The sequence below is a fragment of the Campylobacter sp. RM16189 genome, from assembly GCF_012978815.1.
Taxonomy (GTDB): Bacteria; Campylobacterota; Campylobacteria; order Campylobacterales; family Campylobacteraceae; genus Campylobacter_A.
Genome location: NZ_LIWR01000002.1, coordinates 195,988 through 220,643, shown reverse-complemented (window position 1 = coordinate 220,643; position 24,656 = coordinate 195,988). Strand labels below are relative to the sequence as shown.

Here is a 24,656-nt window from a genome sequence, read left to right as displayed (position 1 = left end):
CTACAGATAAAAACAGAAGATATCGATCAAAACGATCGATATCTTTAAAATTTATAAAAATTAGTTAATAACACCGCAAACTAATCTAGGACCGCCACCGCCTAATGGCTTTGGATGATCGTGGTGATTGTCTCCACCAACGTGAATCATTAAAGAGTGTCCCTTAAGCTCGTCAAGTTTTTTTATCTTAGGAGCTAACACAGGATAAACCGCATTGCCGTCGTGGTCAGCAAAAAGTGCAGGCAAATCACCCTTGTGTCCTTTGTCATCCCATGGGAATGAATGTTTTTTAGCGTCTGTTGGATCCCAGTGTCCGCCAGCTTTCATGCCTAGACCTTTTTCTGTGGCTCCACAATCAGGATTAACGTGGATATGGAATCCGTGCATTCCAGCCTCAATACCTTTTAGGTTTGGAAAAAAAGCTACACCATAATTTGTCTCTATAGCAACCACCTCTCCTACTTTCATATTACCCTTTTCGCTTAGTTGTTCCATAGGGATAACTAGGTGTTGTTGAGACTTTGGATCGAACTGATGACCCTCATGTGCAAAAAGCATACCGCTTAAAACGGCGCTTACCAATAAAATTTTTTTCATTTACTCTCCTTTTAAAAAGTTAACGTAACTATATCACAACATTGTAAACAAATCTTAAGAAAAATCATCAAATTTGAATTTTTTTATATATTTTTTGATTTATATTCATTTTTTTAGAAATATTTTATCTATCTCTCCGCTCTGTCCGATTCTATACAGAGCAAAATCATATTTAATAGGGTCAAGATAGTCAAATTCTCGAAGTTTGTTTGTCAGCTCTAAAACGGCATTAAAATCGTAACTCTTTCTATCTATAAGTCCAAGTCTTAAAGATACTCTGTGAGTATGAACATCAAGCGGTATCAAAAGCTCGCTCTTAGGTAAATTTTTAAAAATTCCAAGATCAATATCGGTATCTCTTACCATCCAGCGCATGAACATATTGTAACGTTTATAAGGAGAAATCGGCTTACTGTCAAAGGCTCTGCCAAAGAAAAATTCATATCCGTCCGAACGGTAAGAATTTAAAGAATATATAAATTTTATAAGTTCATTTATCCCATCTATCATGAGTCCGCTCTTACCAAAGCCGCTTTTAACGATAGCCTCTATATCACCATCTTTTTTAAGCCTGCAAAAAGTTATAAAAATTTGCCTCACATCCTCTGTGTTTTGGAAGCGATATTTAAAATTTTGCAAATTTTCACAGATGTTTTTTTCACTCTCATCAAGAAGGCTAAAATTTAAAGACTTTAAAAATTTAACTATCTGTTTAGCACTGCCGTATCCAAACAATGCACAAATCAATGCAATATTCGGCTCTTTGTAAATAGTTGCCACCTGAAGCGGATCATCCGCATTATAAAGCCCGTCCTTGGTGTTTTTACTAAGAACGTGGCTATCAAGAAGCTCTTTTAAATCCATTATTGTTTAAGAGTAAGTAGAGTATCCAGCATCTTCTCTACCGTAGTTATTATTTTGGCTGCAGCACCATAGCTTGACTGAAATCGGATCAAATTCGTAAGCTCTTCATTTAAATTTACTCCGCTAATAGACTGATGTTCGCTCATGGCAATCTTATTTATAGCCGTATTTGCATCATTTAGTTCATTTGTGGCTTGAGTTTCACTTGCAATATCTGTTGTAACAAATCTATAAAATCCTTCTATAGTTTCGATTTTATCGGCATGCTTGTTAGAATAGAAATGTATCCTATTATACTGGAGCTGAACCATCTCATTTGCTATATCATTATTACCAGGAGTTGGGTTTGAATAGGCTTTAAGCTTATGAGGGTTACTGGCAAGCTCACTTTTTACGCTCATATCCCTTGCGTCTGTGCCCTCAAAAAATCTATTTATGCCTATAATTCCAGGGAAATTCGTTCCCTTATCAATAAACGCGATACTATACTCACCCGAATGTCTAATAGGAGAAACTCCAAACATTCCTTTATTAGACACTGGATCATATTGATAATAAGCTTTAAAATAATCATTAACGTCGTTTAATATGTTATTGTCGTTGTTATCGTCGGTATCCGCATTAAACTCTTTTACTATAGAAGTTCCTCTCGTAGGATCGTTCATAGTAGTAGAAGCATCTATTTTTATACTCTTTCTAGCAACCTCTTGCCCTTGATTGTTATAAACCACTACATCAAAGCTTCCGTGTTTTATATCGTCATTAAAGTTCATTAGAGTTCTGGATGGATCTAAAAACGATAATTCATCGGTATTGATGCCCTCTATAGCAGATTTTGAATAGATATTATTGGTTTCGTTTATTATGCCTTTGGCAAGAGTATTTAGATTATCGATATACTTTTGTATAATTCCATCCTGAAATTCGCCACTATCATCGATATATCTTCCTCTTAGATCCAAGGCTGCACCAAGTTTACCTCCGGTTAGCTTACCGGCCATATCAACGCGCTTGCCATCTTCTCTTTCGTAATAGATATTGTTAAAGTCAAATTTATTAGCCGAGCTATCTAGAGCAAGAGGATGAAATGTCACACCATCTACTATAGTAAATCCAGAAATATTTAGATTATATTTTGCGCCTGTATCGGTAACAGTAGGATCTATATCTGCTCTGCCTTGAAGCTCGCCTTTAAATGCAGTCGCGTTTACAAGCCTTGAGATTGCAAGCTCTAACTGATCCCTTTTATCTCTAAGGTCATTGGCTCTAGTTGTGCCTATCGATTCCACGCGCATTATCTGCTTATTTATCTCAGATATCTCTTTTGCGTATTTATTTATCTCATTTACAGTAACTTCTATTTGAGAATTCACGTCTTGTTGTATTTTATATAGCATCTTTACGCTATCTTGAATACTCTTTGATAGAGTTGAGGCTGAATTTAATAGATGTATCTTTTGAGAAGCTTCAGTAGGATTTGAAGCAAATTTATTCCATGCATCAAAATAATTTTGTATATCGCGACCTATTCCTACGCTTTGCAAATCGGGAAATCTCTTTGAAATTTCCTCAAGCATTCTCTTTTTGTATTCGGAAAATTCAAGATTACTTCCGGCACTTCTTAGCCTAGTAAATGTAAATTCGTCATGAACTCTTATTATAGTATCTACCTGAGTTCCTCTACCGACATCTCCTGGTATGCTATGTTCTGGCTCTCTAGCTGACTGAACCACACGCTGTCTTGTATAGTGCTCGTTATCTGCATTTGTTATATTGTGACCTGTTGTTGTTATCTGCATTTGAGCAGCATCAAGCCCACTTATACCTATATGTAAAGATGAAAAAATACTACCGGCCATCTTTTAAACCCTTGCTTTAAATAGACTTTCAGGAGTCGGCTGACTCTTAAAATATCCATTGCTATCGTTTTTATTTTGAAACATATTAGAAACCAAGCTATCAAAAAACTCTTTAACAACCACAACATATTTTGCGTATTCTTTGTTTTTTTCGTGAAGCTCTTCAAGCTTGCCACGCATTTTTACCAAATTTGACTTTATGTCATCATCTAAAATACTTGCCAAATCGGTGCTATTATGCTCTTTTGAAACTCTAACAAGCTCCTTATCAAGCATTGATTTTGTAGCTTCAAATTTCTTTACGAGTTGATTTTTTTTATTTACACTCTCTTCGACTGTCGAGTGCTTAGCTTCTTTTATGTTATTTATATCTTGCGTAGTTACGGCTATAAGCTCATCAAGCACGCTTATAGCCTCTTGTAAATATTTTTTAAGCATTTTTGTCCTTTTTTACATCAAGGACAAAAGCTTATTAGATAATCTCATCTGCAATAGCGCGTGCGGTCTTTGACAGATCTATCTTATAAGTTCCATTAGCGATAGACTCAGCTATTTTAGCTACCTTGTTCTCGCTTTTATCCTGGATGTTCTCTTTATTTTCATTCTTTTTAACTTCACTGTTAGGTGAAAGTTGGCTCGGGCTAACCCCAGCTTTTACGCCGATTGAACCTAGCATTTTCATACCTTTAAATATATTTATTGCTAAATCGGCATATTTTTTAAATACTTAAGCCCTCTCCTTTAAAAAATTAAATAGCAATTCACTAAATCCTAAATTTCCGCTCAAAGCCTTACTCATAGTATCGTTATACATAGACGAGTAAATTTTATCTCCGGCATCTTTTGGAAATAGAGGATTTTCGTCCTTTAAGGCAATATCTAACACGCTTTTAACTAAAAACGCTTCAAAGGCATCGGTTTGCTCTTTTAAAAGCTTATCGTTTTCGCTTTTACTTCTATTTGTGATCGAATTTGTAGCTATATTATTATATGCGCTTATAGCCAATTGGTTGTCTATATTCATTATATTATCTCCAAATCAACGTGTATTGCGCCAACTCTTTTTAAATTTTCTATTATTGCTATTATGTCGCTCGGACTAGCTCCTAGCTTGCTTAGAGCCCTTGCTATGCTTGCTATAGTTGTGCGTTCGCCACTAACCTTTAGCATATTTGCATTTGCATCCAACGCCATTCCGTCTTGCAGGTCAATCGCTGCATTTCCGGCATCATAATAAGAATTTGGCTCAATTTTTATAGTAATTTCTTTATGTGTTATCACAACAGGATCAACTGTAACATTTACTCCGCTTACTATAGTGCCTGTTTTTTCGTCTATTATGACTTTATCAAGCGCCTTATATTCGACGTCAATATTTAAAACTTGAGCCAAAAATTCAACCATGCTAACGCCATTTGGTCTATTTATCTTAACAGTTCTTGGATCAATTGCTATTGCAGTTTCACCGCCTACTTTTAAATTTATAGCGTTTTGTATATTTGAAGCGGTACTAAAATTTGACTCTTTAAGGCTTAAAAATATAGCCTCTTGATTATATATATCATAGGTTATCTCACGCTCCACAAAAGCTCCACCAAAGATAGTTCCAGCCGTTGCGTGATTTCCTGAATTTCTACCCTGACTTTTGCCACCTATGGTAAGAGAGCCTTGAGCCAAAGCATATATATCTCCATCAACGCCCTTTAGCGGGGTCATAAGAAGTGTTCCGCCTTGCAAACTTTTAGCATCGCCAATGGATGATATGGTTACATCAAGCTTATCACCCTGTCTTGCAAAAGCCGGAAGCTTTGCCGTAACTATAACGGCAGCCGTATTTTTGGATTTGATATCATCCGGACTTATCTTTACGTTTACTGTTTGAAGCATATTTGAAAGCGATTGAATCGTAAATTCCGAGCTTGAACCATCCCCTGAACCATTAAGCCCTACTACTAATCCATAGCCTATGAGTTGGTTCTCTCTTACTCCTACGACATTTGCTATGTCTTTAATCTGTGCGGCATTTGCAAAAGCACCGAGAGATAAAGCAAGCAACATCGATGAAATTAGCTTCATTGCAATCCTTTTTTATTTTAAAAGGATAAAAGCAATAAATATTCCAAAAATTTATGAATAATATGTAAGAGTTGTATTTCCGAATTTCTTTGATTTTTGAAGAGTAAATTTTCCAATGTCTTCAGGAAATTGATAGCTGCTAATATGCTCTATTACGACCATATAAATTCGTTTTTTGTCTAAATTTCTTATCAAATTTATACACTTTTCATAAATTTGACCAAATCCCTCCCTAATATCAAATGGTGGGTCAAGATATAAGATAACATCTTTTAAATCTCGTCTATTTAAAATTTCAAGAGTAAGCTCAAAGGTGTCTCCATTAAGAATCTCCAAATTTGACTCATCTATATTTTTTGCATTTTCTCGCGCTATCTTAAAAGCATTTTTATCAAGTTCTATTGCGATTGCGCTTTTGGCATCATTACTAAGCGCTTCAGCCGCCATAAGAGCGCTTCCACCAAATGCCTCTATGAAAATTTTATTCCTTAAATCATACCTAATGCTATCAAAAAATGAGCCCTTGACTATACTTTTAGTGCTTCTTGTAGTATCAAGAGATGGCAAAAGAAGCTTTTTGCCTTTAAATTTACCGCTTGAAATTGTACTAAAAAGTTTTTTCATCTATAAAGCTTTATAAGATTCATAAGATCTTTTTTAAATTTATCTATAAGGATGCTAATTTCATGCTCAATATCTAAATTTTGAGCCATTTGCTTAGTGCCGACATTTGGGATTTGAATGGCTGAGTAAAATTCCTCAAGTGTATTTAAAAGCATCTCTTTAGTAAATGGGATTTTTAAATGAGCAGAATTCGAAGATATAATAAATACGGGTTTTTTGCTCTCGATCTTTCTATCAGATATTATAAAATCACAATCTTTTTTATGCACTACATAATCTTTCAAAAATAATTTAAGCGAATTTTCAAGCAAAATACAATCACAGTCAAATGAAATTTTCATATACATTCCTTATAAATTAAGCAAAATCTTAACAAATTTAAGCGTAAATTTTAATTAACTATATAGTATAAAGAAATTTTAGATATAGCCGATATAACAAAGTAGTATATTTATAAGGAGAAAATATGGAAATTTTCAAAGTTGCAAGTCAGCCGATAAATACGGCTCTATCAACAGGCAACACACATTCACAGCCTCAAACAAGGGAAGTTGAGCAAACACAAATTCAACCAAATATTGTCGAAAATCAAACAGAGCAAAACAATGAAGATCTAGTCAAAAAGCTAAACGAAGCCACGGAAAAACTAAATAGACAGATGGAAGCGCTGGATACAAATATACGTTTTGCTTACAATGACAAGATAAATTTTCTTTACGTTAACGTAATGGAGATGAAAACAGGCGAAATAATAAGAAAAATTCCAAGCGAGCAAGTAATGAAACTTAGTGAATATTTTAGAGAGGCAGTCGGAGTACTATTCGATAAGGAGAGCTAAGATGGGGTTTGGAAAAATTTCTTCTCTTGGACTTGGAAGTAACGTTTTAACTCAAGATGTTATAGACAAATTAAAATCGGCGGATAAAGCCGGTATAATCAATCCTATAACACACAAGATGGAAAAAAACGTAACAAAGCAAAAAGATCTATCCGCTATTAAAACACTAATAAGTTCGTTTAAATCATCTGTTTCTGCACTTAGCGATGAGGCTATGTTCTTAAAAAGAAGCGTAAATACAAATGGTAAAAGTGCGGATCTAAGCGTAAGCGCAGGTGTTGGCTTGCAAGATATGGATATAGATGTGAAACAACTTGCGGCAAGAGATATATATCAAAGTAAAAAATTTATAAGCCCTGAATCGTTTGCGGCTAGAGAGGGCTCTTTTGTAATCAAATTTAACAATGTAGATTATAAAATAGATCTTAAGCAATCTACATCCTACGAAGAGTTGGCAGCAAAAATAACAGATGCCACTGGTGGCTATGTTCAAGCTAAAATTCTAAAAGTCGGAGGAGATAAGCCGTATCAGCTAATTTTGCAATCAAAAGATACCGGAGCTAGCAATAAGATAGAATTTTCTACCCAAGATTCAAGCGGAAACGAGCTAGATAATGCAAATTATATATTAGAAGCTCTGGGTTGGGATAGTGCAAATGTAAATAGCAACAAAATATCTACAGCGCAAGACTCCGAATTTACATATAATGGTATAACGGTAAAAAGAGATTCTAACAACATTAAAGATCTATCAATAGGCTTGCATTTGACACTAAAAGAAGTGGGAAAAACAACTTTTAGTGTCAAAGAAGATACTTCTGACATAAAAAAAGAGATAGAAAATTTAGTAAAAACATATAATAGTCTAGTGAACAATCTTGATATAGCAACTGACTACAACAGCGATACAAATAATGCAGGAACTTTTCAGGGAATTAACGAGATAACAAGCATAAAATCTACTATAAATAGGCTTTTATTCACTACAAAAACGATAGGAGAGCAAGACAATATATCTATGCGTTCTATGCATGATTCAGGATCTTTTTCTGTAGCTATAAAATCAAAAAGCAGCAACCTCAATATAACTGATTTTGGCATAACATTAACCAAAGATGGACTGCTGGAACTTAATAGCCTAAAATTAAGCTCAAAGCTATCCGAAAATTTAGACGATGCCAAAAAGTTATTCGCAAAATCTAGTATGTATAGCACCATACAAACAGCGAGCAGTAAAGCCATAAATAGCGGCGCAATAAGTGTATCAAACGATGATTTTATAATTAACGGAAACAAAATAACCTTAACCACTCCTAGTACAAATACATCAAAAGAAAACGCCTTAGCACTTTTGAAGGCTATAAACGAAGCTAGTATTGTAGGTGTCCAAGCCACTTTGAATAAAGCTGAAGACAGAATCGTTTTAAAAAGCACAGACGGAACAGCTATAAATATTCAAGGCAAAGCTGATGTGCTTGAGGGCTTTGGTTTAAGCGCTATGAATTTAACATCAAAAGAGACAAGGACTGATGGGGTATTCTCATCTTTGAATTCAAAACTAGATAATATAGTGGGTAAAAATGGAACATTGACTATATATAATCAAAATTTAATAGAAGAAAAAAAGAAGCTTGAAAAAGATAGGTTAAAAGCGACACAAGATCTTGATACTAAATACGACATGATGGCTCAAAGATTTTTAGCCTATGACAATATGATCAATAAGCTTCAAAATCAGTTTTCTACATTGCAATCAATGATAGATGCCGAGCTAAAATCTAAAAAATAAGAATGGAAAAATAATGATGAATAGCGCAGCTTACGCAGCATACTCTCAAAACGCAGTCGGAGGCATAGAGTCTCCACAAAAACTGATAGAGATGCTATATGAAGGAATTTTAAGATTTATTTTTAGAGCTAGACAATCTATGCAAAATAAAGATGTCGAGAAAAAAGTATACTTTATAAACAGAGCAAATGCGATTTTTGTCGAGCTTTTAAATTCGCTTGACTACTCTCAAGGAAACGTTGCTCATTATCTTAGCGGAATTTACACTAGACAAATTCAGCTACTTTCACAGGCAAATATAACAAACGATGAAAAAAATCTGGATGAGGTAGTAAGTGTAGTAAAGCAACTTCTTGAGGCTTGGAAAGAAAGCAATGCCTGAGACTATATGGCTAAACGAGTTTAAAATAGCGGTCTTAAACGAAGATGAGGAGTCTATAGAAAGACTTATCCAAAACGCTCCATTGATTTTTGATAGCATAGAAGAGCTAGAAGAAGTTGCGACACTAACTAAAGACGCAGAAGAAATCATACAAAAAAGATTGGAAAAACTGAGTCTGGAACTAAAAAAATTAAAAGACGCTAGAAACTACATATGGCAGTAAATCGATTTCAATCAATTTATGGCTTATTTGCTTTTTGTCTATTTGGTGTCAAGAAATTTTTGAAATTTACTTATCAAAAATAGCGCAAATTTCAAGTTTATAAAAACTATAATAACCCCAATAATAGTAAAAGTAGCAAATTCCTTCGGTGTTACCGCAATCTCGTTATAAGATTTAGCAATAATCCAGATGCTGACAGGAAGGGTTATTACACTAGTTACTATGGCAGGAATATATCTTTTAATAATAACCGCTTGAAATATATGCACGATAAAATGAATAGCGCAAGCGCTGAAGCAACCAAGCCATATCAGCCAAACAAATTTATTATCCGCCCATACAGCCAATATGCAAATTATTATGCACAAAACAAACTCTTCAAACACTCCAAAAGCAAAGGCTTCGGAGCTAATGCTCTCATATCTTTTTAATACAAACGGATAATTTTTCTCTAAAAAATCCTTATTTTTATCAAGCCAAAATCTAAGAAAAATAATCTCTTCAAAATCATGAAATACAAAAATGATCGGAAACAACCAGACATATTCTTGCATAACCTATCCTTTGTATAATCTGCTTTATAAACACAAGAAGGCTTAAATTCGTAAGATTAAACACATAAAAAGGCACGGCGATAAGCCGAGTTCTGTCGTGAGTGATTATTTATCTAATCCAAATTTCGCAATTTGGCTCTAGCGAAGGGTTTAACATAAGACTAAAACCATCCCTTCTTGCTGCAAGTCGGGTTTATATAGCCGCCATGCTTTCGCGTGGCGCTGGTGGGCTCTTACCCCGCCGTTTCACCATCACCGCCGAAGCGGCAGTCTGCTTTCTGTTACACTATCCCTTAGGTTTCCCTAGCCATCCGTTAGATGGGACTTTGTCTTATAGCAGCTCGGACTTTCCTCTTTTAAACCGAAATTTAAAAGCAATCACTTGCCGTGCCGATGAGATTATAGCGACTTTGCGCTTAAAATAACCGTTTCTTCATCCCGAATTAAAATCGCCTCAAAGTTATTTATCGCTTTTAGATCTATTTTCTCGCCAAATTTTGCGATTATATTCTTGCATGCTTCTTCAAAAGGAAATTCGCCCAAATGAGGCAAGGTATAAAAACTCACTAAATTTAAGCCGCTAAGATCCTTTAACTCCACTAAATTTTCATCCATTAGCCCTATATACTCGATATCAGGCGATGTTATTATGCCGCCTGCCGATTCGCCGATATAAATTTTGCCGCTGTTTACGAGACTCTTTAGCTCGCTTATAACTCCTGATTTTTTAAGCTCGCTTAAGAGATAAAAGGTATTTCCGCCACATACGTAGATGAAGTCGTTTTGGCTAAATTTCTTCAAAATTTCCGTCTTGTCGCTTACCGAGATATCAAGCTCATCAATTCTCACGCCCGCATTTTTAAAGCACTCTTTTGCCTCATCTACGTAGAAATTCACCTCTTCAAATTTGCCAGCCGTTGATATGAAGCAAACACTCTTTCCCTCGCAGTCAAATTTATCCGCAAAGAGCTCAAAGACTCCTGCAAAATAAGAGCACAAAAAGATATTTTTCACGATTTTCCTTTTTGGTTGCTTTTTGATTTTTTAAAGTTTTCTTGCTCTTCCTTGATCTCGCAAGGATCTTTTATGTATTCGATATTGCCCTCAAGCTCGCTTTCCCACTCAAGCTTACCGTCTTTGTTTTTATCAAATTTTTTAAACTCCGCTTTGCTAAAATCTCCAAATTTAACTCTAAAATTCTCCATACTCTTTACATTTTTCCACTCGCTCATATCAAGTACGCCGTCTAAATCCATATCATTTTCATAGACGAAAGCTTCCGCAGCAGGAGGCGACTCACAAGCCTTTGCAAATCCCAAAAAACAGGCTAGGCACCCTAAAACAATCACAAAATATCGCATATTCTCTCCTTATTCGAAAATATCCTTATGCAAAATTTCTTCCAAAACCACAGTCGCATATGAGCCCTTTTGCAAAGTAAAATTTATGCCAAAATGCGCTTTTTCAGGATTGTATTTATATTGAACATTTTCAAGATAGCTCCAAGCAAAACGCCTGCTTCCGCTCATTTTTGCTTCAAATTCACTTGCCTCGCTAAAGATATCATCCTCTATCTTTTTAGCAAGCCCCTCGCTTTTATACGCCCTACTTCCTACGATAAGCCCGCAGCTGGTTCTATCTTTGAGATTAAATTTCTCAACCTCGCTTTGCAAATCCTCACACAAAAAGTACTTGCCAAAAGGATAATGACCCAAAACTTCGCCACGAATTAGCTTAAAAAACTGCTTTTGACTCTTTAACTCTCTTATCTCGTCCGCACTCATAAATTTATAAATTGCACCCAACTCTTTTGCGCTAAATTCATCTGCAAATCGCGAAATTTCGATACGCTTACTAAGCCAGCGGTTAAAAAGATCGCTTTGATAAGCGGAGATTAAAAACTCGCTCATTTTTGGATTTTTAAGCTTTTTGCCATTTAGAGTTCCGTGCTTTAAAATTTCAAATCCACTAGCTGCATTATCGCCAAATTTGCCAAACCTCTGATAGCCAAAATAGTTCGGATATCCGATCTCATCTAGCTTCCTAATAGCCTGCTCAAGCTTAAGAGCATCGGTTGCAAGGACCTTTTTAAGACGGATAAAAAAACTATTGCCCTTTAAATGACCTATTCTTAGCTTATTGTTATGAGCGTTCATGTTTAGAATTTTCATTTTATCGTGGCTAAAATTTGCCAAATTCGCCTCAAATTTACGCGGCATAGAGATAAATTGAGTAGTCATTCCCTGCTTATCCTTAAGCCCCGCATAGCCAAATTCTCTTATCTTAACGCCCGTAAAGTCGCTTAAAGCCTTTAAGGCTTCTTGTGTCGTCATATCTTTTTTAGAAATTTCAACGATAAGATGCTCGCCGTCTCCGCTAAATTCGTAAAGCGGTATTTCACGCACTACAAAATCATCCGAATTCTTGCTGAAATAAGCATTTATAGGAGTGTGAGCGAGTGCGTATAAGGGCTTAAAAGTGGTGTTGTTTTGCATGGGTTTTGTGTCTTCCTTTTGTGATTTTTCCAAAAATATTTATTTTTACGCGAGCTTTTTTGGCTTCATTTTCTATCCTGCTCAGGTTTTTTGCGCTAAAGGTAAATAGCATTTCATACTCTTCCCCGCTTTTTAGCTCGTTTTTAGTGGGCTTTTTGCTAAATTTTACCCCTTTTTTGCTGGCTTTTGCGAGCCTTGCAAGATCGGTTTCAAGACCGTCGGAGATATCCATGGCTGAGCTTATAAATTTAGATGCCGAATAGAAAAATTTAGCCCTTAACTTAGGCTTTTTAAAGCGCGAATTTTTACCTATCTGAGCTCCTCTCATCAAGCTTTTTAGCCCCTTTAAACTCTCTCCAAGCTTACCGGTATAAGCTATAAGATCGCCTGTTTTTGCGCTGTTTCGATAAACCGCCTTACCTGATAAATGCGAGATAATCGTAACGCTTATAAAAATTTTATCCGAGCTTATCGTATCGCCGCCTATTATCGTTATGCCAAACTCATCGCAGGCGCGCTTAAAGCCTTTGTGCAAAAGCGAAATTTCAGCCTCGCTCATCTTTTTTGGCAAGCCAAGTCCTAAAAGAGCGTATTTAGGCACGGCATTCATCGCGATAGCATCGGATATATTTACGATCATCGCCTTATAAGCGATCTCATCGAGGCTAAGCCAACCAAGCTTGAAGTGGCTGTCCTGTGCAAACAGATCCTTGCTATAGACCCATTTGCCAACAACCGCGCCGTCATCTCCTATAAAAGAATTGCTAAATTTATCGATTATTCGCTGCTCTTTATCCATGCCACATTTTATAAAATTTGACGTTAAAATCTACTTCAAACGTTAGTTAAGCTAGAATTTTATAAACTACAAAAAAGCATTTTAAGGACTAGCATGCTTGAGGTTAAAATTTTTAGATTTAACGCCAAAAACGATGTTTTAAGATACTATAAGCCATATTTTTTCGATAGCTGCCACTTTATGGGTGTCGCCGAGCTACTTTACGAGATCAAAAAAAATGATCCTTATTTTGACTACGAGGGATGTGAATTTGTAAAGATAAACGGCGTAGTAACGCCACTTACTGCAAGGATGGATAGAGTTTTGGCTCGCTTTGGAGCAAATTTAGCCATAGAGCCGCTTAGCACAAAAAGAGCGACGAAAGATCTGCTTATAGATGATAGCGATTTTTGGGCGAAATTTGAGCCGTTTAGCAAATTTGCCTCAAAGGATGATAAAGCTTACTACGCGAGTTTAAAGCCATATTTTTATGCGGGATTTATGAGTGAATTTGAGCCAAATTTCATAGGTTCAAGTGCCATTATCTTTGCTAAATTTTTATGCGAAAAGTATCCAGATAAAAAAGATCAAATTTTAGCCCTTGTAGATAACTCGAAATTTGGAGTTTGGATCGCTTGCGGCTTAGAAAATTTTATCTTTGAAGGAGCTGACGAGCTTGCAGATGCCATTAGCTACGTAAAATCAAATTTAAAAGAGCCATTGCAAAAACTGCCCGAGATAAAAGACAAAAGCGAGCTAACTAAACTAAATGCCAAACATGATTTTAAAGAGTTTGCTATCGCCACCTACGGAGAAATTTTGCCTGAAATAAAATCCTTAAAAGCGAAATTTATCACGCTTGAAAGCGCAAATTTGCCTTGCGGGTTTGATCTGCTTAGACTAAATGACGAGCTTGCCTTTAAACTTGCTAGCGAAATTTTATTTGAAGCCTTTGATGGCGGAGCTGATTTTTTACTGGTTGGTCACGAAAAAGCTTTTTATATGTTTGATACATTATCAAAAGAAATTGAAAAGTTTAAAGGTAGAAAATTAAATAATTTTTATATATTAAGAGAGAGCGAGCTAATCGCTATTGCAAACAAAGAGACCACGAATAGTCTAAAAGATCACAAGCTAAAAGTTCATCTAATTTAGCCTTTGTTTGTAATATTGTTACTGAAAAATCGTAGCGATGATAGTAGCATAAACAGAAAAAAGGATAAGCGATGGATAGACGAAATTTCTTTAAATTTAGCGCTGTTTCTGCGCTTGGAGCAACCGCTGTAGAGGCTAAAGCCTTACCTGATAAACAAATAGCCAGCATAATAGACGTAGATCTTTGCGACGGTTGTGCAAACGAGACTATGCCTCTATGCGTAAAAGCCTGTAAAATCAAAAATGAGCCTATATTTCCGGTTCCAAAAGAGCCAATCATGGACTATTGGCCTCAAACTAAGCATGAGGACTACTCAAAACAAAAGAATAATATCTCAAGGCTTACTCCATATAACTTCACATATATAGAAAAGCTCGAAGTGGACGGCAAAACGCTTCATATCCCTAGACGCTGCATGCACTGCGATCATCCTCCCTGTCAAAAAATCTGCCCTTTTGGCGTTATAAGCAAAAGTGAAGAGGGTGCAGTAGATATAAATAAAGATTTTTGCGTGGGCGGCGCGAAATGTAGAGATGCTTGTCCGTGGGGAGTGCCTCAAAGACAAGCGGGAGTGGGAATATATCTAAAGGTAATGCCAAAACTTGCAGGTGGCGGTGTGATGTTTAAATGCGATATGTGTAAGGATCTGCTAGAACAGAACAAAAAACCGGCATGCGAGGTCGCCTGTCCTAAAAACGCTATAAAATTTGGAAAGCGAGATGAAATTTTCGCCATTGCAAATGAGATGAAGAAAACTCGCTTTATATACGGCATGGACGAAAATGGTGGTACATCAACCATCTATGTAAGCTCTATTGATTTTAATAAAATTGATAGGGCAATATCCAAAAAATATGAGAACAAGCCAAAAATGGGAATAATGGATATGAAAAATCATCCAAATCCTATGGAAAAATCCGAATTTTTAGCTACTGCGACTCTAGTAACTCCTCTTGCCGCAATAGGTGCCGCAAGTATAGCTGTCATCAAGAGTATAAAGGATAAAAAATGATATCAAATACCAATGAAACAAAACAAAAAATAAAAAGACAAAGCCTGCAAAACCGCGTTATCCATTGGGGCATAGCTATAAGTATATTTGGACTGATAGTGACTGGAATTTTGCAAATGCCGGTTGCAAAAAGATACAATATAACCAAAATTTTTGAGTGGAGCGGGGAGTATTATTTCACACTAAGCCTACACTATATATTCTCAATGGCGCTTATATTTTTTGCTTTTTATCACGTTATATATCATGCGATGAAGCGCGAATTTGATATATTTCCGAGAAGAGGAGATATCAAAAACAGCTTTCTTGTGATTAAAGCGATGATTATGGGTTCAGATGAGCCTGCAAGCGATAAGTATCTACCTGAACAGCGCATAGCATATCTTGGCGGAGTGCTTATAATAGCGCTTTTAATAGTTACGGGTATGATAAAATCGTATAAAAATATACTTGGATTTGATATCTCAAACAATCTTTACCTATGGGCAGCACTGCTTCACAATTTAGGGCTAATTTTAATAATTCTATTTATAATAGCTCATCTATTGGCTTTCGTTCCAAAAGCAAATCGCCCACTTTTAAGCGGTATGTTTAGCGGTAAAATAGATGCAAAATACGCCAAACACAGACATAGCTTGTGGAAAGACATCAAAGACGAGTCTAAATTTTCTTAGATGCCCGACTTTTGCTTTGCCAAATTCGCATACCTAATGCCAATTTTAGCAAATTCCTTTGCAAAAAATTGATTAAGATCCCTTAGGCTATCGTCGTTCATCTCGATTAGCTTAAGGCGGTTTTTCCTGTAAATTTTAATCTTCTTTTTCTTACGCTTAAGATAAGCGGGCGTTTCAAGCCCCCAAAATTCGATATAAACATCATAATCAACCAGATAAAAATCGCTAATCACTCGCTGATTTGCGTTGGCCTTTTTCTCGTAGATAAATTTTACTCCGCGACAAAAGAGCCAGTTTGCGATAACCAGCTCCGCGCGACTCTTTACCATATCGCCGCTATCGCTTTTATAGCGAGTTTGCTTGATCTTGGTTTTCTTTGAAAGCTTTATCAAAAGAGCTATCAGCACCAAAACAAGCAGCGAGATAACCGCTAAATCAAGGTCTATTTGCAAGAAATTTCTTTAAATTTACAGATGTTTTTAAGCGCCAAGATACTTTCGCCTGATCTCGTCGTTGCCTATCATATCTTTTGCAACGCCTTGCATAGCGATTTTTCCGTTTTCAAGCACGTATGCATAGTCGCTTATCTTAAGTGCTGCAAAGGCGTTTTGCTCGACTAAAAGTATGGTTATACCCTCCTCTTTTAGCCTAACTATGGTATTAAAGACCTCTCCTACTATCTTTGGCGCTAGCCCCAGGCTAGGTTCATCAAGCATAAGTAGTTTAGGCTCGCTCATTAGCGCACGTGAGATGGCTAGCATCTGCGCCTCTCCGCCACTTAAAGTGCCTGCAAGTTGCTGCTTTTTATCCGCCAAGCGAGGAAATAGTCTATACATTTGAGAGCGTAAGTGCTCGTAGTTTTCGTCGTTATTAAAAGCGCCCATACGTAAATTTTCATCAACCGTCAAATTTATAAACACTCTCCTACCTTCAGGAACCAGTGCTATGCCGTGCCTAACAAGAGTATGAGTCTTGTGCCTTCTTGTATCATAGCCCAAGAAATTTATCTCGCCTGTCTTTTTAACGCTGTTTAAAAGAGCGTTTAAGGTCGAGGTTTTACCGGCACCGTTTGAACCGATAAGAGAGACGATATCGCCTGTTTTAACTTCAAAGTCTATCCCCTTAACAGCTTCTATAAGTCCGTAATAAACGTGCAAATCTTTAACGCTAATCATTGAATAAAATCTCCCAAATAAGCAGATACGACCTTTTCGTTACGCACGGCATCACTTGGCTTACCCTCAAAAATTACCTTACCGTAATCAAGCACCAAAACGCGCTCGCAAAGGCGGTTTACAAATTTCATATCATGCTCTATAAGCAAAATACTAAGCTTGTATTTTTCCCTAAGCATAAAGATAAGCTCAGCAAGATCTTCGGTCTCTATAGGATTCATGCCTGCCGCAGGCTCATCTAGCAGCAAGAGCTTTGGATTTGTCGCCATAGCTCTTGCTATCTCGACCTTCCTTTGAACGCCGTAGCTTAGGCTGGTAGCAGGCTCGTTTGCATACCGGCTTAAATTTAGCTCATCAAGTATGCGCATAGCTTTTTCGCGTGCAATTCGCTCCTCTTTATGAAAGCGTCCCATGTGCAAAACGCTCTCGATAAAGCTATATTTTATATGTCCGTCAAGTCCGATTAAGACGTTTTCAAGCACGCTCATAGAGCTAAAAAGGCGGATATTTTGAAATGTCCTTGCGATGCCGTGCTTGACGATGACGTTTGGCTTTTTGCCGTTTAGCGTAACACCTCTAAATTTTATCTCGCCGCCGCTTGGCTCGTAGTTGCCCGTGATAATGTTAAAGATAGTCGTCTTTCCGGCACCGTTTGGTCCGATAAGTCCAAAAATTTCACTCTCGTTTACATGAAAACTAGTATCGTTTATCGCGGTTACGCCACCAAATTTCTTGCTGATATTTCTTAGCTCTAAAATCATCACTTAAGCCTTTTGATAGCCGATCTAGCCACATCGGTTAGCTCTCTTTTGCCAAAAATTCCTTCTCTTGCAAAGAGCATGACAAGTATTAAAATAACCGAAAATACTATCATTCTAAGCCCTGGCATCGCATCAAATGTATGCCCAAACAGGCTTAGCGGCTCATCTAAAAATCTTAGCCACTCTCCGCCTCCTATCACCAAGATAGTGCCTAAAATAGCTCCCGTCATAGAGCCAAGTCCGCCAAGAACGATGATAATAAGCAGCTGGAAAGTTAGATAAAAGTCAAACTCATTAGGCACGATAGAGGCAAATGAGCACGCCCAAAGCCCTCCGCCGACACCTTCTAAAAACGCCGACGTGCTAAAAGCTGTAGTCTTAACGGCAAATGTATTTACACCCATAGCAAGTGCCGCATCCTCGTCATCTCTTACGGCTTTCATCGCGCGACCGAATTTCGAATAAACTATATTTAGCACCATAATAACGCTAATAATAGCAATCCCGCCCGTATAATAAAGCGTAGCGTGCTGAGGTATGGAGCTAAGTCCAAGTGATCCGTTTGTGATGGACGGATAGTTGATGGCTAAAATTTTAATAATAAAACCAAAGCCAAGCGTAACGATAGCAAGATAATCGCCCCTTACGCGAAACACAGGAAAGGAAAGAACCAAAGCAAGTATAGTAGCGCAAACTCCTGCGGCAAGAAGAGCTAGCAAGAAATTTGACGAGTGAAGCCAAAGCACAAATACTGCAGGACTTTCAAGATCAAACTGATAGTTTTTAGCGTCCGCATCAAGCAAGATAAGAGCAGCCACATAAGCCCCAACAGCCACAAAGCCGTTTGGCTCAAGCGAAAACTGCCCCGTAACGCCGTTTATAAGGTTATAGCTAACCGCCAAGATAATAAAAATGGCGATATTGTTTAAAACCCTCAAAGAATAATCATCAAAAATATAATGAGATATAACCAAAAAACCGACAGCCAAAGCAAAAAATATGATATGCGTAATCTTAGGAACTCTCATCTAAAACCTACTCTTTTCAAAGTCATAGCCTAAAATTCCCGTAGGCTTAAATATAAGTATAAGAATCAAAAATATAAAAGCAAAAGCATCTTTAAAGCCTGAAAATTCAGGACTTAAAGATACTACGACAACTTCCGTAAATCCTATGATAAATCCTCCAAGCACGGCTCCTCCAACCGATCCTATGCCTCCAAGAACGGCTGCGGCAAAGGCTTTAAGACCTATCAAAACTCCCATCATAGGCTCGATGGACGGGTAGTTTAGCGACCAAAACACACCGCCGATAGCTGCAAGCATAGAACCAAGCGCAAATACTATAGCAATAATCAAATTTGCGTCTATTCCCATTAAATTTACGGTATGGATATCAAAGGCAAGGGCTCTTATCGCCATGCCGTATTTAGTGCGGTAAAGTATAAAAAGCGTAATAGCAAGCAAAATAAGAGTGATGATAGGAACAAAAACCGCACTCATAGCCAAAGTAATATCTCCAAACGTTAATACCTTTTGCAGATATTGCGGTATGACAAAGGCTTTAGCCTCGCTACCAAAAATCACGTTAAATAGATTTTCAAGAAAAAAGCTAATGCCAATCGCGGTAATCAGTAGCGAAATTCTAGGCGCTTTACGAAGCGGCTTATAAGCTATCGTATCTGTTATGATACCAAGGGCTGCACATATGGTTACAGCAAAGACAACCGCCGCGATAAATGGCAAATTTAAAGAAACCATACCAAAGAAGCAGACATACGCACCAACCATCATGATATCGCCATGAGCGAAATTTATAAGCCTCAAAACCCCATAAACCATAGTATAGCCTATGGCAATAAGCGCATACATACTGCCAAGGCTAAACCCGTTCACCATATTTTGTAAAAATAGTGAAAATTCCATCATCACTCCGAGTTTAAAGTATTTAAATTTTAAGGATTAACGTTTGCTTTAAACGTCGGTTTGCCGCCAACTATCTCTTTCATAACGACAGAGCGGATGGCATTTCCCTTAGAGTCTATACTGATTACACCCGAAACGCCTGAAAATTCTTTAGTTTGGTGAATTTGATCGTTTACACAAACCGAATCGCCAGGATCTGCGCACTTATCCATAGCCTCAACCATTACAAAATAAGCGTCCGCTCCAAGAGCCGTAAAGCCCGCTATATCTCTTGTGCCTTTATCTTTTTCATACTCGTCTAAAAATTTCTTTGAAAGCTCCGTAGGAGGATTTGAAGCGTCAAACGAATCGCTAAAGATAAATCCGTCTACAGAATCTCCGCCAAGCTCGATAAAGGTCGGATTTGCCACGCCGTCTGATCCAAGCATAGGTTTATTTAAATTTATCTGCTTGGCTTGGCGCGCTAGCAAAGCCGCTTCCGGATGATATGTAGGGACATAGACGAAGTCCGGATTTTGGCTTTTTATCTGTGAAACTATCGCCTTAAAGTCCTTATCTCCGGAGCTTATTCTAAGCTTTGTTAAAACCTTGCCGCCGTTTTTGGTAAATTCAGCCTCAAACGTCTTAGCAAGACCAAGAGAATACACCTGCGCTTGATCCACGACGATAACTGCAGTTTTATATCCTAGATCCTTTGCCGCAAATTCAGCCGCAGCCTTTCCTTGAAACGAATCCATAAAGCAAACTCTGCTACCAAATTTCACATTATCAAGAAGCTTGTCCGATGTCGCAGCAGGTGCTATTACGGGAATTTTGTTTTTATCAGCTATCGCCATTACTTGCATGGTGTTAGCGGTAATTAGCTCGCCGATGATACCTACGGCTTTATTTTGCGAGATAGCCCTTGTAGTGGCGTTTGAAGTCTCAACCTTCTCGCCTCTAGTATCAAGCAACACAACCTTAATAGTATCGCCGTTTTTTAACGTCGGACGCATTTTATTTGCCAAAGTTACACCCTCATAAGCCGTCTGTCCGTAAGCCGCAACAGCGCCTGTTACCGGCATAACCGCAGCTATGGTTATCTCTTTTGCAAAGCCAAACGAACTGATAGCCGCCAAAGATAGCGCTAAAGTAGTTATCTTTTTCATTTTTACTCCTTAATAATTTATGTGTTACATTATATTACAAATTTAAGAGCAAATGAGTATTTTTAATCCCATTATGATAATTTTAAATGCTCATTAGTTAAGAATTTACTCAATTTATATAAAAGTTATTGCTGATTGGTAACATTTTAGTAGAATATCTTATAGTAAAAAAGAATTGTAAAAAAGAAAAATATAAAATTTTACGCCCGAATTTAATAAAATTTACTCAATCAAATTCGGGCAAGGGCGTAATCTATCCAAATATCTCAAATTTTTTAAACAGCTTCTCATCGTTTTCAACGATACCACGCTCAATGAGGCTTCTTACGACTTCAGGAGTACAATCGGTCTGCTTTGGCCACCCTCTTTCATAGCCGTCCTCAATCCCTTTTTGCGTAGCATCCACAAAAACCACGCTTTGTTTTATGTATATATCGCGCATGGCGTCTATGTTATTAGTAACTCTCCAAACGAGCATATATGGATTTTCAAGATAGTTTTCAGCCCCTACGAAAACAACTATTTTAAAGTACTCTTTAAGCTGCATAAATTTATCAAGAGTCTCTTTTAAAGGGCGTTTTTTGTCATATTTGATGACGCAGATAGGAGATTTGGTGCCGGTTTTAAACTGCTTAACCTCAAGAACATCATTATCGATCTCTTTAAATTTCTCAAACAAAGTATCATCGGCTAAAATTTCTACCTCGCCTTCGCTAAAATCCGCAGTCGCATCTATACCAAGCTTGCCTCCATAGCAAGAATTTGGACTGGCATGGTCAAGCTGATCGCAAACTCCTTCTGTTATCAAAAGCCCTTTTACTCCAAATCTATTTAAAACATAGTCGGTAAATTTATCATACTCGCTAGGATTTGGTGCACTCCCATCGACAAACACCGCATGCTTGACAAAGCTCATCTGCCCAACACCCCAAAATGCATGCATAGCCTGCTTGGCATGCCCCGGATATAGAGTCTCAAGCTTTGCTAGGATAAGGTTGTGAAACACTCCATTTTCAGGCATATCATAATCAATCAGCTCAGGCACCGTAGTCTGAAGAAGTGGCAAGAAAATTCGCCCCGTAGCCCAACCCATATACTTATCCTCAAGTGGTGGCTTGCCCACAACGGTTGCATGAAAAATCGCCTCGCGCTTATGCGTAATCGCCGTAACATCCATCACGGGAAAAGGTTCAATTGGTGTATAAAAGCCCGTATGATCGCCAAAAGGTCCTTCAAGCTCGGTTTTAGAAGTATCAACAAATCCTTCGATGACAAAATCCGCATCATGCGGGATATAAATTTCATTTGTAAGCGATTTTACAAGCTTTGCAGAGCTTTTTCTGATAAAGCCGTAAAGAAGCAGTTCAAAAATTCCTTTTGGAAGAGGAGCCTGACCGCACCAGATATAAAGCGGATCGCCACCGATCGCTACGGATACGGGCATCTTCTTGCCAGCACGCTTATACTCGTTGAAGAAATTTGCGCCGTCTTTATGTATCTGCCAATGCATTCCAAGGCGATTTTTATCATAAATTTGCAAGCGATACATACCCAAATTCGCAAGCTCTCCATCAAGGCTTTGAGTATAAACTTGCCCCATCGTGATAAACGCGCCTCCGTCAAGCTCCCAAGTCTTAAGCACAGGCAAACTAAAGAGATCAACCTCATCGCCTTTGAATTTCACCTGCTGGCACTCACCTTCGCCTTTTATGCGCTTTGTAAATACATTTCTTAAGCCAAAAAGATAGCTCATGAAATTTAGCTTTTGTGCAAAACCTTTTGGCTTTTTTGGTTTTAAAAGATTTGAAATTTCCTTAGCCACTTCATCAGGATCTACTCCCATTATAAGCTTGGTCGCTTCAAAACTACCAAATATATTTGTAAGTACGGGAGCAAATTTACGACCCGATTTTTTACAAACGGGATTTGTAAAAAGCAATGCCTTGCTATCAGGCTTTTTAACTTCGATATAGCTTGCATGTGCTATCTCAAGGTCTATATCTACGGGCTTATCAATGATTTTTAAGAGATCATGCTGCTTTAATAAATCAATATACTTTTGCATAAATTTTCCTTGTTTCGTTTTATGTCGTCTTAAAAAGATACCATTTAGGAGCAATCTTTTTTATCATTATATAGAGATTTTCATGCATAAGCGGAGTGTCCTCTTCTTTTTCTACTCTAAAAAATCCGACTATATTATCAACCATACCGCCGACTACTATCCTAAAAACATTGTCGTCGCTTTCTATATGCGATAGATGCAAGGCTTTCAAAATTCGCTCTATTTGATCGTTTTTGTCTAAAAAATTTGAGCCGTAAATTTCAAAAATTCGCTCAAATTTATGCAAATTTTCTTTGCCGAATTTGATAAGCTCACTGTCTTTTGCCACCGTAAGTTTTAAATTTTCAAGATCAAGATCTTTCCTCTGCTTATCACTAATCTTTTCATAGTGATAAATCAGATCTTTTATAACGCCTGTCATCGCCAGCGATCTAACTGCATAAATTCCGTCTTCAATCATATAAACATAAAGATCAAAATGCTCGCTGTCGTCATTTGAGCTTAAACTAACTCTAAAGACATCAAATTCATCACCCTTTCCAAGAGGGGCGATATCCTTTATATGAAAGCGCGTTAGATAAAAATCGCTGTTACGCGCAGCCATTTCGCCTTTAAAATGCTTGGCTTTATCAAAATTCGGATTTGTAAAAAGCTCTTTTATGATATCTACATTTGAACTTCCAAAAGCAATAGCAAACAAGAGCCGTAAGCGCTCTCATGCCTCGTTTGCCATCTCTTCGGCTCGCCTTAAAAGCTCCTTGGCACCCTTAGAGATAAATTCGCGCGCAAGCTCTTTGCCGGCAGTTGCAAATTCGCTCTTTGCCACGGTTAAGCTCTTTTGTAAAACTTCACTTCCGTCAGGAAGTCCCACGATCGCATTTATATAAATTTGTTCTTTATCAAGCTTTGCATTTATGCCGATAGGCACTTGACAACCGCCCTCAAGCAGCGTCACGAAGTCGCGCTCCACGGTTGTTTCTACAACGGCTCTTTCATCGCGCAAGAACTCTATCGATTTTAAAATTTCCTCATTTTCTACAGCCTCTATCCCAAGCGCACCCTGACCCATCGCAGGTATCATTTGATCTAGCTCAAAAGGATAGATAAATTTAACCTCATCTTTTAAATTTAGACGGTTTATGCCTGCCATAGCTAGGATGATCGCGTCAAATTCGCCCTCTCTTAGCTTTCTTAGCCTAGTTTGGACGTTTCCTCTAAGCGAGATGATCTCAAGATCCGGTCTCATCCTTAAAAGCTGCATCTTACGTCTAAGGCTCGTGGTTCCTACTTTGGCACCCTTAGGCAGATCTTCAAATTTAGCAAATTCTTCGCTTATCATAGCGTCGCGCACATCTTCACGGGAGCAGATTGCAGCAAGCACAAGCCCATCGGGAAAAGCCACAGGCACATCTTTTAGGCTATGAACCGCGATATGAGTTTCGCCTTTTAGCATGCTATCTTCAAGCTCTTTGGTAAAAAGCCCCTTGCCACCAATCTTAGCAAGCGGAGTATCAAGTATCACGTCGCCTTTTGTCTTCATGCCGACAAGTTCTACCTCTATATCTTTATGAAAATCCAAAATTTTAGCCTTGATATGCTCGCTTTGCCACATGGCTAGGATACTTTTTCTTGTTGCTATTTTTAAATTTTTCATTTTTTAC

The 24,656-nt window shown here is 37.6% G+C and carries 29 protein-coding genes, 1 other RNA gene and 1 pseudogene; 7 read left to right on the top strand and 24 right to left on the bottom strand.

Annotated elements, in window-relative coordinates; translation table 11 throughout:
- Positions 1-60: 60 nt before the first annotated feature.
- From CDOM16189_RS02020 to CDOM16189_RS01980, 9 genes and pseudogenes are all read right to left on the bottom strand, one after another.
- Complete coding sequence (locus CDOM16189_RS02020; protein WP_169973961.1) at positions 61-597, bottom strand: superoxide dismutase family protein; 537 nt, start codon at positions 595-597, stop codon at positions 61-63.
- 105 nt (positions 598-702) lie between these two features.
- Positions 703-1,461 carry a TIGR02757 family protein gene (locus CDOM16189_RS02015; RefSeq protein ID WP_169973959.1) on the bottom strand — a complete coding sequence of 253 codons (759 nt, stop codon included), beginning with the start codon at positions 1,459-1,461 and terminating at the stop codon, positions 703-705.
- Complete coding sequence (gene flgK, locus CDOM16189_RS02010) at positions 1,461-3,320, bottom strand: flagellar hook-associated protein FlgK (RefSeq protein ID WP_169973957.1); 1,860 nt, start codon at positions 3,318-3,320, stop codon at positions 1,461-1,463. Before flgK ends, CDOM16189_RS02015 begins: the two co-directional genes overlap by 1 nt.
- A gap of 3 nt (positions 3,321-3,323) precedes the next feature.
- Positions 3,324-3,758, bottom strand: a complete 435-nt coding sequence (flgN, locus tag CDOM16189_RS02005) for a flagellar export chaperone FlgN (RefSeq protein WP_169973954.1) — start codon at positions 3,756-3,758, stop codon at positions 3,324-3,326.
- Between the two features lie 34 nt (positions 3,759-3,792).
- Positions 3,793-3,996, bottom strand: coding sequence for a flagellar biosynthesis anti-sigma factor FlgM (locus CDOM16189_RS02000; RefSeq protein WP_169973952.1), 204 nt, complete (start codon positions 3,994-3,996; stop codon positions 3,793-3,795).
- Between the two features lie 51 nt (positions 3,997-4,047).
- A pseudogene (locus CDOM16189_RS01995) lies at positions 4,048-4,266 on the bottom strand (rod-binding protein); the annotation flags it as partial.
- Positions 4,267-4,343: 77 nt separating this feature from the next.
- Positions 4,344-5,396: a flagellar basal body P-ring protein FlgI gene (locus tag CDOM16189_RS01990; protein WP_169973947.1), complete on the bottom strand. Its 1,053-nt coding sequence runs from the start codon at positions 5,394-5,396 to the stop codon at positions 4,344-4,346.
- Positions 5,397-5,447: 51 nt separating this feature from the next.
- Positions 5,448-6,020, bottom strand: a complete 573-nt coding sequence (gene rsmD / locus CDOM16189_RS01985) for a 16S rRNA (guanine(966)-N(2))-methyltransferase RsmD (RefSeq protein WP_169973945.1) — start codon at positions 6,018-6,020, stop codon at positions 5,448-5,450.
- Positions 6,017-6,361, bottom strand: coding sequence for an ornithine carbamoyltransferase (locus CDOM16189_RS01980; protein WP_169973943.1), 345 nt, complete (start codon positions 6,359-6,361; stop codon positions 6,017-6,019). Before CDOM16189_RS01980 ends, rsmD begins: the two co-directional genes overlap by 4 nt.
- Before the next feature lie 125 nt (positions 6,362-6,486).
- On the opposite strand from CDOM16189_RS01980, the gene flaG reads away from it, so the two are divergent.
- From flaG to CDOM16189_RS01960, 4 genes are read left to right on the top strand one after another with little or no spacing between them, the layout of a single operon-like run.
- Entirely contained in the window at positions 6,487-6,858 is a 372-nt protein-coding gene (gene flaG, locus CDOM16189_RS01975; protein ID WP_169973941.1) for a flagella length regulator FlaG, read from the top strand.
- 1 nt (position 6,859) lies between these two features.
- Positions 6,860-8,647: a flagellar filament capping protein FliD gene (gene fliD, locus CDOM16189_RS01970; protein WP_169973939.1), complete on the top strand. Its 1,788-nt coding sequence runs from the start codon at positions 6,860-6,862 to the stop codon at positions 8,645-8,647.
- A gap of 13 nt (positions 8,648-8,660) precedes the next feature.
- Positions 8,661-9,029 carry a flagellar export chaperone FliS gene (fliS, locus tag CDOM16189_RS01965; protein ID WP_169973937.1) on the top strand — a complete coding sequence of 123 codons (369 nt, stop codon included), beginning with the start codon at positions 8,661-8,663 and terminating at the stop codon, positions 9,027-9,029.
- Positions 9,022-9,252 carry a hypothetical protein gene (locus CDOM16189_RS01960; protein ID WP_169973935.1) on the top strand — a complete coding sequence of 77 codons (231 nt, stop codon included), beginning with the start codon at positions 9,022-9,024 and terminating at the stop codon, positions 9,250-9,252. Before fliS ends, CDOM16189_RS01960 begins: the two co-directional genes overlap by 8 nt.
- Before the next feature lie 38 nt (positions 9,253-9,290).
- Here the strand turns inward: CDOM16189_RS01960 and CDOM16189_RS01955 are convergent, their stop codons facing one another.
- The 6 genes from CDOM16189_RS01955 to CDOM16189_RS01930 all read right to left on the bottom strand — a co-directional run bounded on the left by CDOM16189_RS01955 (position 9,291) and on the right by CDOM16189_RS01930 (position 13,100).
- Complete coding sequence (locus CDOM16189_RS01955) at positions 9,291-9,806, bottom strand: HXXEE domain-containing protein (RefSeq protein WP_169973933.1); 516 nt, start codon at positions 9,804-9,806, stop codon at positions 9,291-9,293.
- A gap of 65 nt (positions 9,807-9,871) precedes the next feature.
- An RNA gene (gene rnpB, locus CDOM16189_RS01950) (RNase P RNA component class A) lies at positions 9,872-10,200 on the bottom strand.
- A gap of 5 nt (positions 10,201-10,205) precedes the next feature.
- Positions 10,206-10,820 (bottom strand): Type 1 glutamine amidotransferase-like domain-containing protein, encoded by a 615-nt coding sequence (locus CDOM16189_RS01945; protein ID WP_169973931.1) that lies wholly within the window; start codon positions 10,818-10,820, stop codon positions 10,206-10,208.
- Positions 10,817-11,167, bottom strand: coding sequence for a hypothetical protein (locus tag CDOM16189_RS01940; protein ID WP_169973928.1), 351 nt, complete (start codon positions 11,165-11,167; stop codon positions 10,817-10,819). The genes CDOM16189_RS01945 and CDOM16189_RS01940 overlap by 4 nt, the downstream gene beginning before the upstream one ends.
- A 9-nt stretch (positions 11,168-11,176) precedes the next feature.
- Entirely contained in the window at positions 11,177-12,301 is a 1,125-nt protein-coding gene (truD, locus tag CDOM16189_RS01935) for a tRNA pseudouridine(13) synthase TruD (protein ID WP_169973927.1), read from the bottom strand.
- Positions 12,279-13,100, bottom strand: coding sequence for a thiamine-phosphate kinase (locus CDOM16189_RS01930; protein WP_169973925.1), 822 nt, complete (start codon positions 13,098-13,100; stop codon positions 12,279-12,281). The genes truD and CDOM16189_RS01930 overlap by 23 nt, the downstream gene beginning before the upstream one ends.
- 93 nt (positions 13,101-13,193) lie before the next feature.
- Between CDOM16189_RS01930 and CDOM16189_RS01925 the strand changes: the two genes are divergently transcribed.
- The 3 genes from CDOM16189_RS01925 (at position 13,194) to CDOM16189_RS01915 (ending at position 15,921) form a co-directional block, all read left to right on the top strand.
- Positions 13,194-14,234, top strand: coding sequence for an HdrB C-terminal domain-containing protein (locus tag CDOM16189_RS01925; protein ID WP_169973923.1), 1,041 nt, complete (start codon positions 13,194-13,196; stop codon positions 14,232-14,234).
- Positions 14,235-14,305: 71 nt separating this feature from the next.
- The gene (locus CDOM16189_RS01920) at positions 14,306-15,247 is read left to right on the top strand and encodes a 4Fe-4S dicluster domain-containing protein (protein WP_169973921.1); all 942 of its coding nucleotides are present in this window, start codon (positions 14,306-14,308) and stop codon (positions 15,245-15,247) included.
- Complete coding sequence (locus CDOM16189_RS01915) at positions 15,244-15,921, top strand: cytochrome b/b6 domain-containing protein (protein ID WP_169973919.1); 678 nt, start codon at positions 15,244-15,246, stop codon at positions 15,919-15,921. The genes CDOM16189_RS01920 and CDOM16189_RS01915 overlap by 4 nt, the downstream gene beginning before the upstream one ends.
- On the opposite strand, the gene CDOM16189_RS01910 is transcribed toward CDOM16189_RS01915, so the two are convergent.
- The 9 genes from CDOM16189_RS01910 to hemC form a co-directional block, all read right to left on the bottom strand.
- Positions 15,918-16,373 carry a helicase IV gene (locus tag CDOM16189_RS01910; protein WP_249321461.1) on the bottom strand — a complete coding sequence of 152 codons (456 nt, stop codon included), beginning with the start codon at positions 16,371-16,373 and terminating at the stop codon, positions 15,918-15,920. The genes CDOM16189_RS01915 and CDOM16189_RS01910 overlap by 4 nt on opposite strands.
- 27 nt (positions 16,374-16,400) lie before the next feature.
- The gene (locus CDOM16189_RS01905) at positions 16,401-17,096 is read right to left on the bottom strand and encodes an ABC transporter ATP-binding protein (protein ID WP_169941504.1); all 696 of its coding nucleotides are present in this window, start codon (positions 17,094-17,096) and stop codon (positions 16,401-16,403) included.
- On the bottom strand, positions 17,093-17,857 hold the full coding sequence (locus CDOM16189_RS01900; protein WP_169973917.1) for an ABC transporter ATP-binding protein: 765 nt from the start codon (positions 17,855-17,857) through the stop codon (positions 17,093-17,095). The genes CDOM16189_RS01905 and CDOM16189_RS01900 overlap by 4 nt, the downstream gene beginning before the upstream one ends.
- Entirely contained in the window at positions 17,857-18,885 is a 1,029-nt protein-coding gene (locus CDOM16189_RS01895) for a branched-chain amino acid ABC transporter permease (protein ID WP_169973915.1), read from the bottom strand. The genes CDOM16189_RS01900 and CDOM16189_RS01895 overlap by 1 nt, the downstream gene beginning before the upstream one ends.
- The gene (locus CDOM16189_RS01890) at positions 18,886-19,782 is read right to left on the bottom strand and encodes a branched-chain amino acid ABC transporter permease (protein WP_169973913.1); all 897 of its coding nucleotides are present in this window, start codon (positions 19,780-19,782) and stop codon (positions 18,886-18,888) included. It lies immediately after the preceding gene.
- Between the two features lie 29 nt (positions 19,783-19,811).
- Positions 19,812-20,930 carry an ABC transporter substrate-binding protein gene (locus tag CDOM16189_RS01885; protein WP_170000707.1) on the bottom strand — a complete coding sequence of 373 codons (1,119 nt, stop codon included), beginning with the start codon at positions 20,928-20,930 and terminating at the stop codon, positions 19,812-19,814.
- A gap of 253 nt (positions 20,931-21,183) precedes the next feature.
- A complete protein-coding gene (locus tag CDOM16189_RS01880; protein ID WP_170000706.1) occupies positions 21,184-22,995 on the bottom strand; it encodes a menaquinone biosynthesis decarboxylase in 1,812 nt (603 codons plus the stop codon).
- Positions 22,996-23,014: 19 nt separating this feature from the next.
- Positions 23,015-23,695, bottom strand: a complete 681-nt coding sequence (locus tag CDOM16189_RS01875) for a hypothetical protein (protein ID WP_170000705.1) — start codon at positions 23,693-23,695, stop codon at positions 23,015-23,017.
- Positions 23,696-23,710: 15 nt separating this feature from the next.
- Positions 23,711-24,649 carry a hydroxymethylbilane synthase gene (gene hemC / locus CDOM16189_RS01870; RefSeq protein ID WP_169973905.1) on the bottom strand — a complete coding sequence of 313 codons (939 nt, stop codon included), beginning with the start codon at positions 24,647-24,649 and terminating at the stop codon, positions 23,711-23,713.
- Positions 24,650-24,656: the final 7 nt, after the last annotated feature.

Bases quoted from the DNA above. Each gene is read 5' to 3' on its own strand.
- CDOM16189_RS02020 (WP_169973961.1), bottom strand. From the start codon at position 597: ATGAAAAAAATTTTATTGGTAAGCGCCGTTTTAAGCGGTATGCTTTTT.
- CDOM16189_RS02015 (WP_169973959.1), bottom strand. From the start codon at position 1,461: ATGGATTTAAAAGAGCTTCTTGATAGCCACGTTCTTAGTAAAAACACC.
- flgK (WP_169973957.1), bottom strand. From the start codon at position 3,320: ATGGCCGGTAGTATTTTTTCATCTTTACATATAGGTATAAGTGGGCTT.
- flgN (WP_169973954.1), bottom strand. From the start codon at position 3,758: ATGCTTAAAAAATATTTACAAGAGGCTATAAGCGTGCTTGATGAGCTT.
- CDOM16189_RS02000 (WP_169973952.1), bottom strand. From the start codon at position 3,996: ATGCTAGGTTCAATCGGCGTAAAAGCTGGGGTTAGCCCGAGCCAACTT.
- CDOM16189_RS01990 (WP_169973947.1), bottom strand. From the start codon at position 5,396: ATGAAGCTAATTTCATCGATGTTGCTTGCTTTATCTCTCGGTGCTTTT.
- rsmD (WP_169973945.1), bottom strand. From the start codon at position 6,020: ATGAAAAAACTTTTTAGTACAATTTCAAGCGGTAAATTTAAAGGCAAA.
- CDOM16189_RS01980 (WP_169973943.1), bottom strand. From the start codon at position 6,361: ATGAAAATTTCATTTGACTGTGATTGTATTTTGCTTGAAAATTCGCTT.
- flaG (WP_169973941.1), top strand. From the start codon at position 6,487: ATGGAAATTTTCAAAGTTGCAAGTCAGCCGATAAATACGGCTCTATCA.
- fliD (WP_169973939.1), top strand. From the start codon at position 6,860: ATGGGGTTTGGAAAAATTTCTTCTCTTGGACTTGGAAGTAACGTTTTA.
- fliS (WP_169973937.1), top strand. From the start codon at position 8,661: ATGATGAATAGCGCAGCTTACGCAGCATACTCTCAAAACGCAGTCGGA.
- CDOM16189_RS01960 (WP_169973935.1), top strand. From the start codon at position 9,022: ATGCCTGAGACTATATGGCTAAACGAGTTTAAAATAGCGGTCTTAAAC.
- CDOM16189_RS01955 (WP_169973933.1), bottom strand. From the start codon at position 9,806: ATGCAAGAATATGTCTGGTTGTTTCCGATCATTTTTGTATTTCATGAT.
- CDOM16189_RS01940 (WP_169973928.1), bottom strand. From the start codon at position 11,167: ATGCGATATTTTGTGATTGTTTTAGGGTGCCTAGCCTGTTTTTTGGGA.
- truD (WP_169973927.1), bottom strand. From the start codon at position 12,301: ATGCAAAACAACACCACTTTTAAGCCCTTATACGCACTCGCTCACACT.
- CDOM16189_RS01930 (WP_169973925.1), bottom strand. From the start codon at position 13,100: ATGGATAAAGAGCAGCGAATAATCGATAAATTTAGCAATTCTTTTATA.
- CDOM16189_RS01925 (WP_169973923.1), top strand. From the start codon at position 13,194: ATGCTTGAGGTTAAAATTTTTAGATTTAACGCCAAAAACGATGTTTTA.
- CDOM16189_RS01920 (WP_169973921.1), top strand. From the start codon at position 14,306: ATGGATAGACGAAATTTCTTTAAATTTAGCGCTGTTTCTGCGCTTGGA.
- CDOM16189_RS01915 (WP_169973919.1), top strand. From the start codon at position 15,244: ATGATATCAAATACCAATGAAACAAAACAAAAAATAAAAAGACAAAGC.
- CDOM16189_RS01905 (WP_169941504.1), bottom strand. From the start codon at position 17,096: ATGATTAGCGTTAAAGATTTGCACGTTTATTACGGACTTATAGAAGCT.
- CDOM16189_RS01900 (WP_169973917.1), bottom strand. From the start codon at position 17,857: ATGATTTTAGAGCTAAGAAATATCAGCAAGAAATTTGGTGGCGTAACC.
- CDOM16189_RS01895 (WP_169973915.1), bottom strand. From the start codon at position 18,885: ATGAGAGTTCCTAAGATTACGCATATCATATTTTTTGCTTTGGCTGTC.
- CDOM16189_RS01890 (WP_169973913.1), bottom strand. From the start codon at position 19,782: ATGGAATTTTCACTATTTTTACAAAATATGGTGAACGGGTTTAGCCTT.
- CDOM16189_RS01885 (WP_170000707.1), bottom strand. From the start codon at position 20,930: ATGAAAAAGATAACTACTTTAGCGCTATCTTTGGCGGCTATCAGTTCG.
- CDOM16189_RS01880 (WP_170000706.1), bottom strand. From the start codon at position 22,995: ATGCAAAAGTATATTGATTTATTAAAGCAGCATGATCTCTTAAAAATC.
- hemC (WP_169973905.1), bottom strand. From the start codon at position 24,649: ATGAAAAATTTAAAAATAGCAACAAGAAAAAGTATCCTAGCCATGTGG.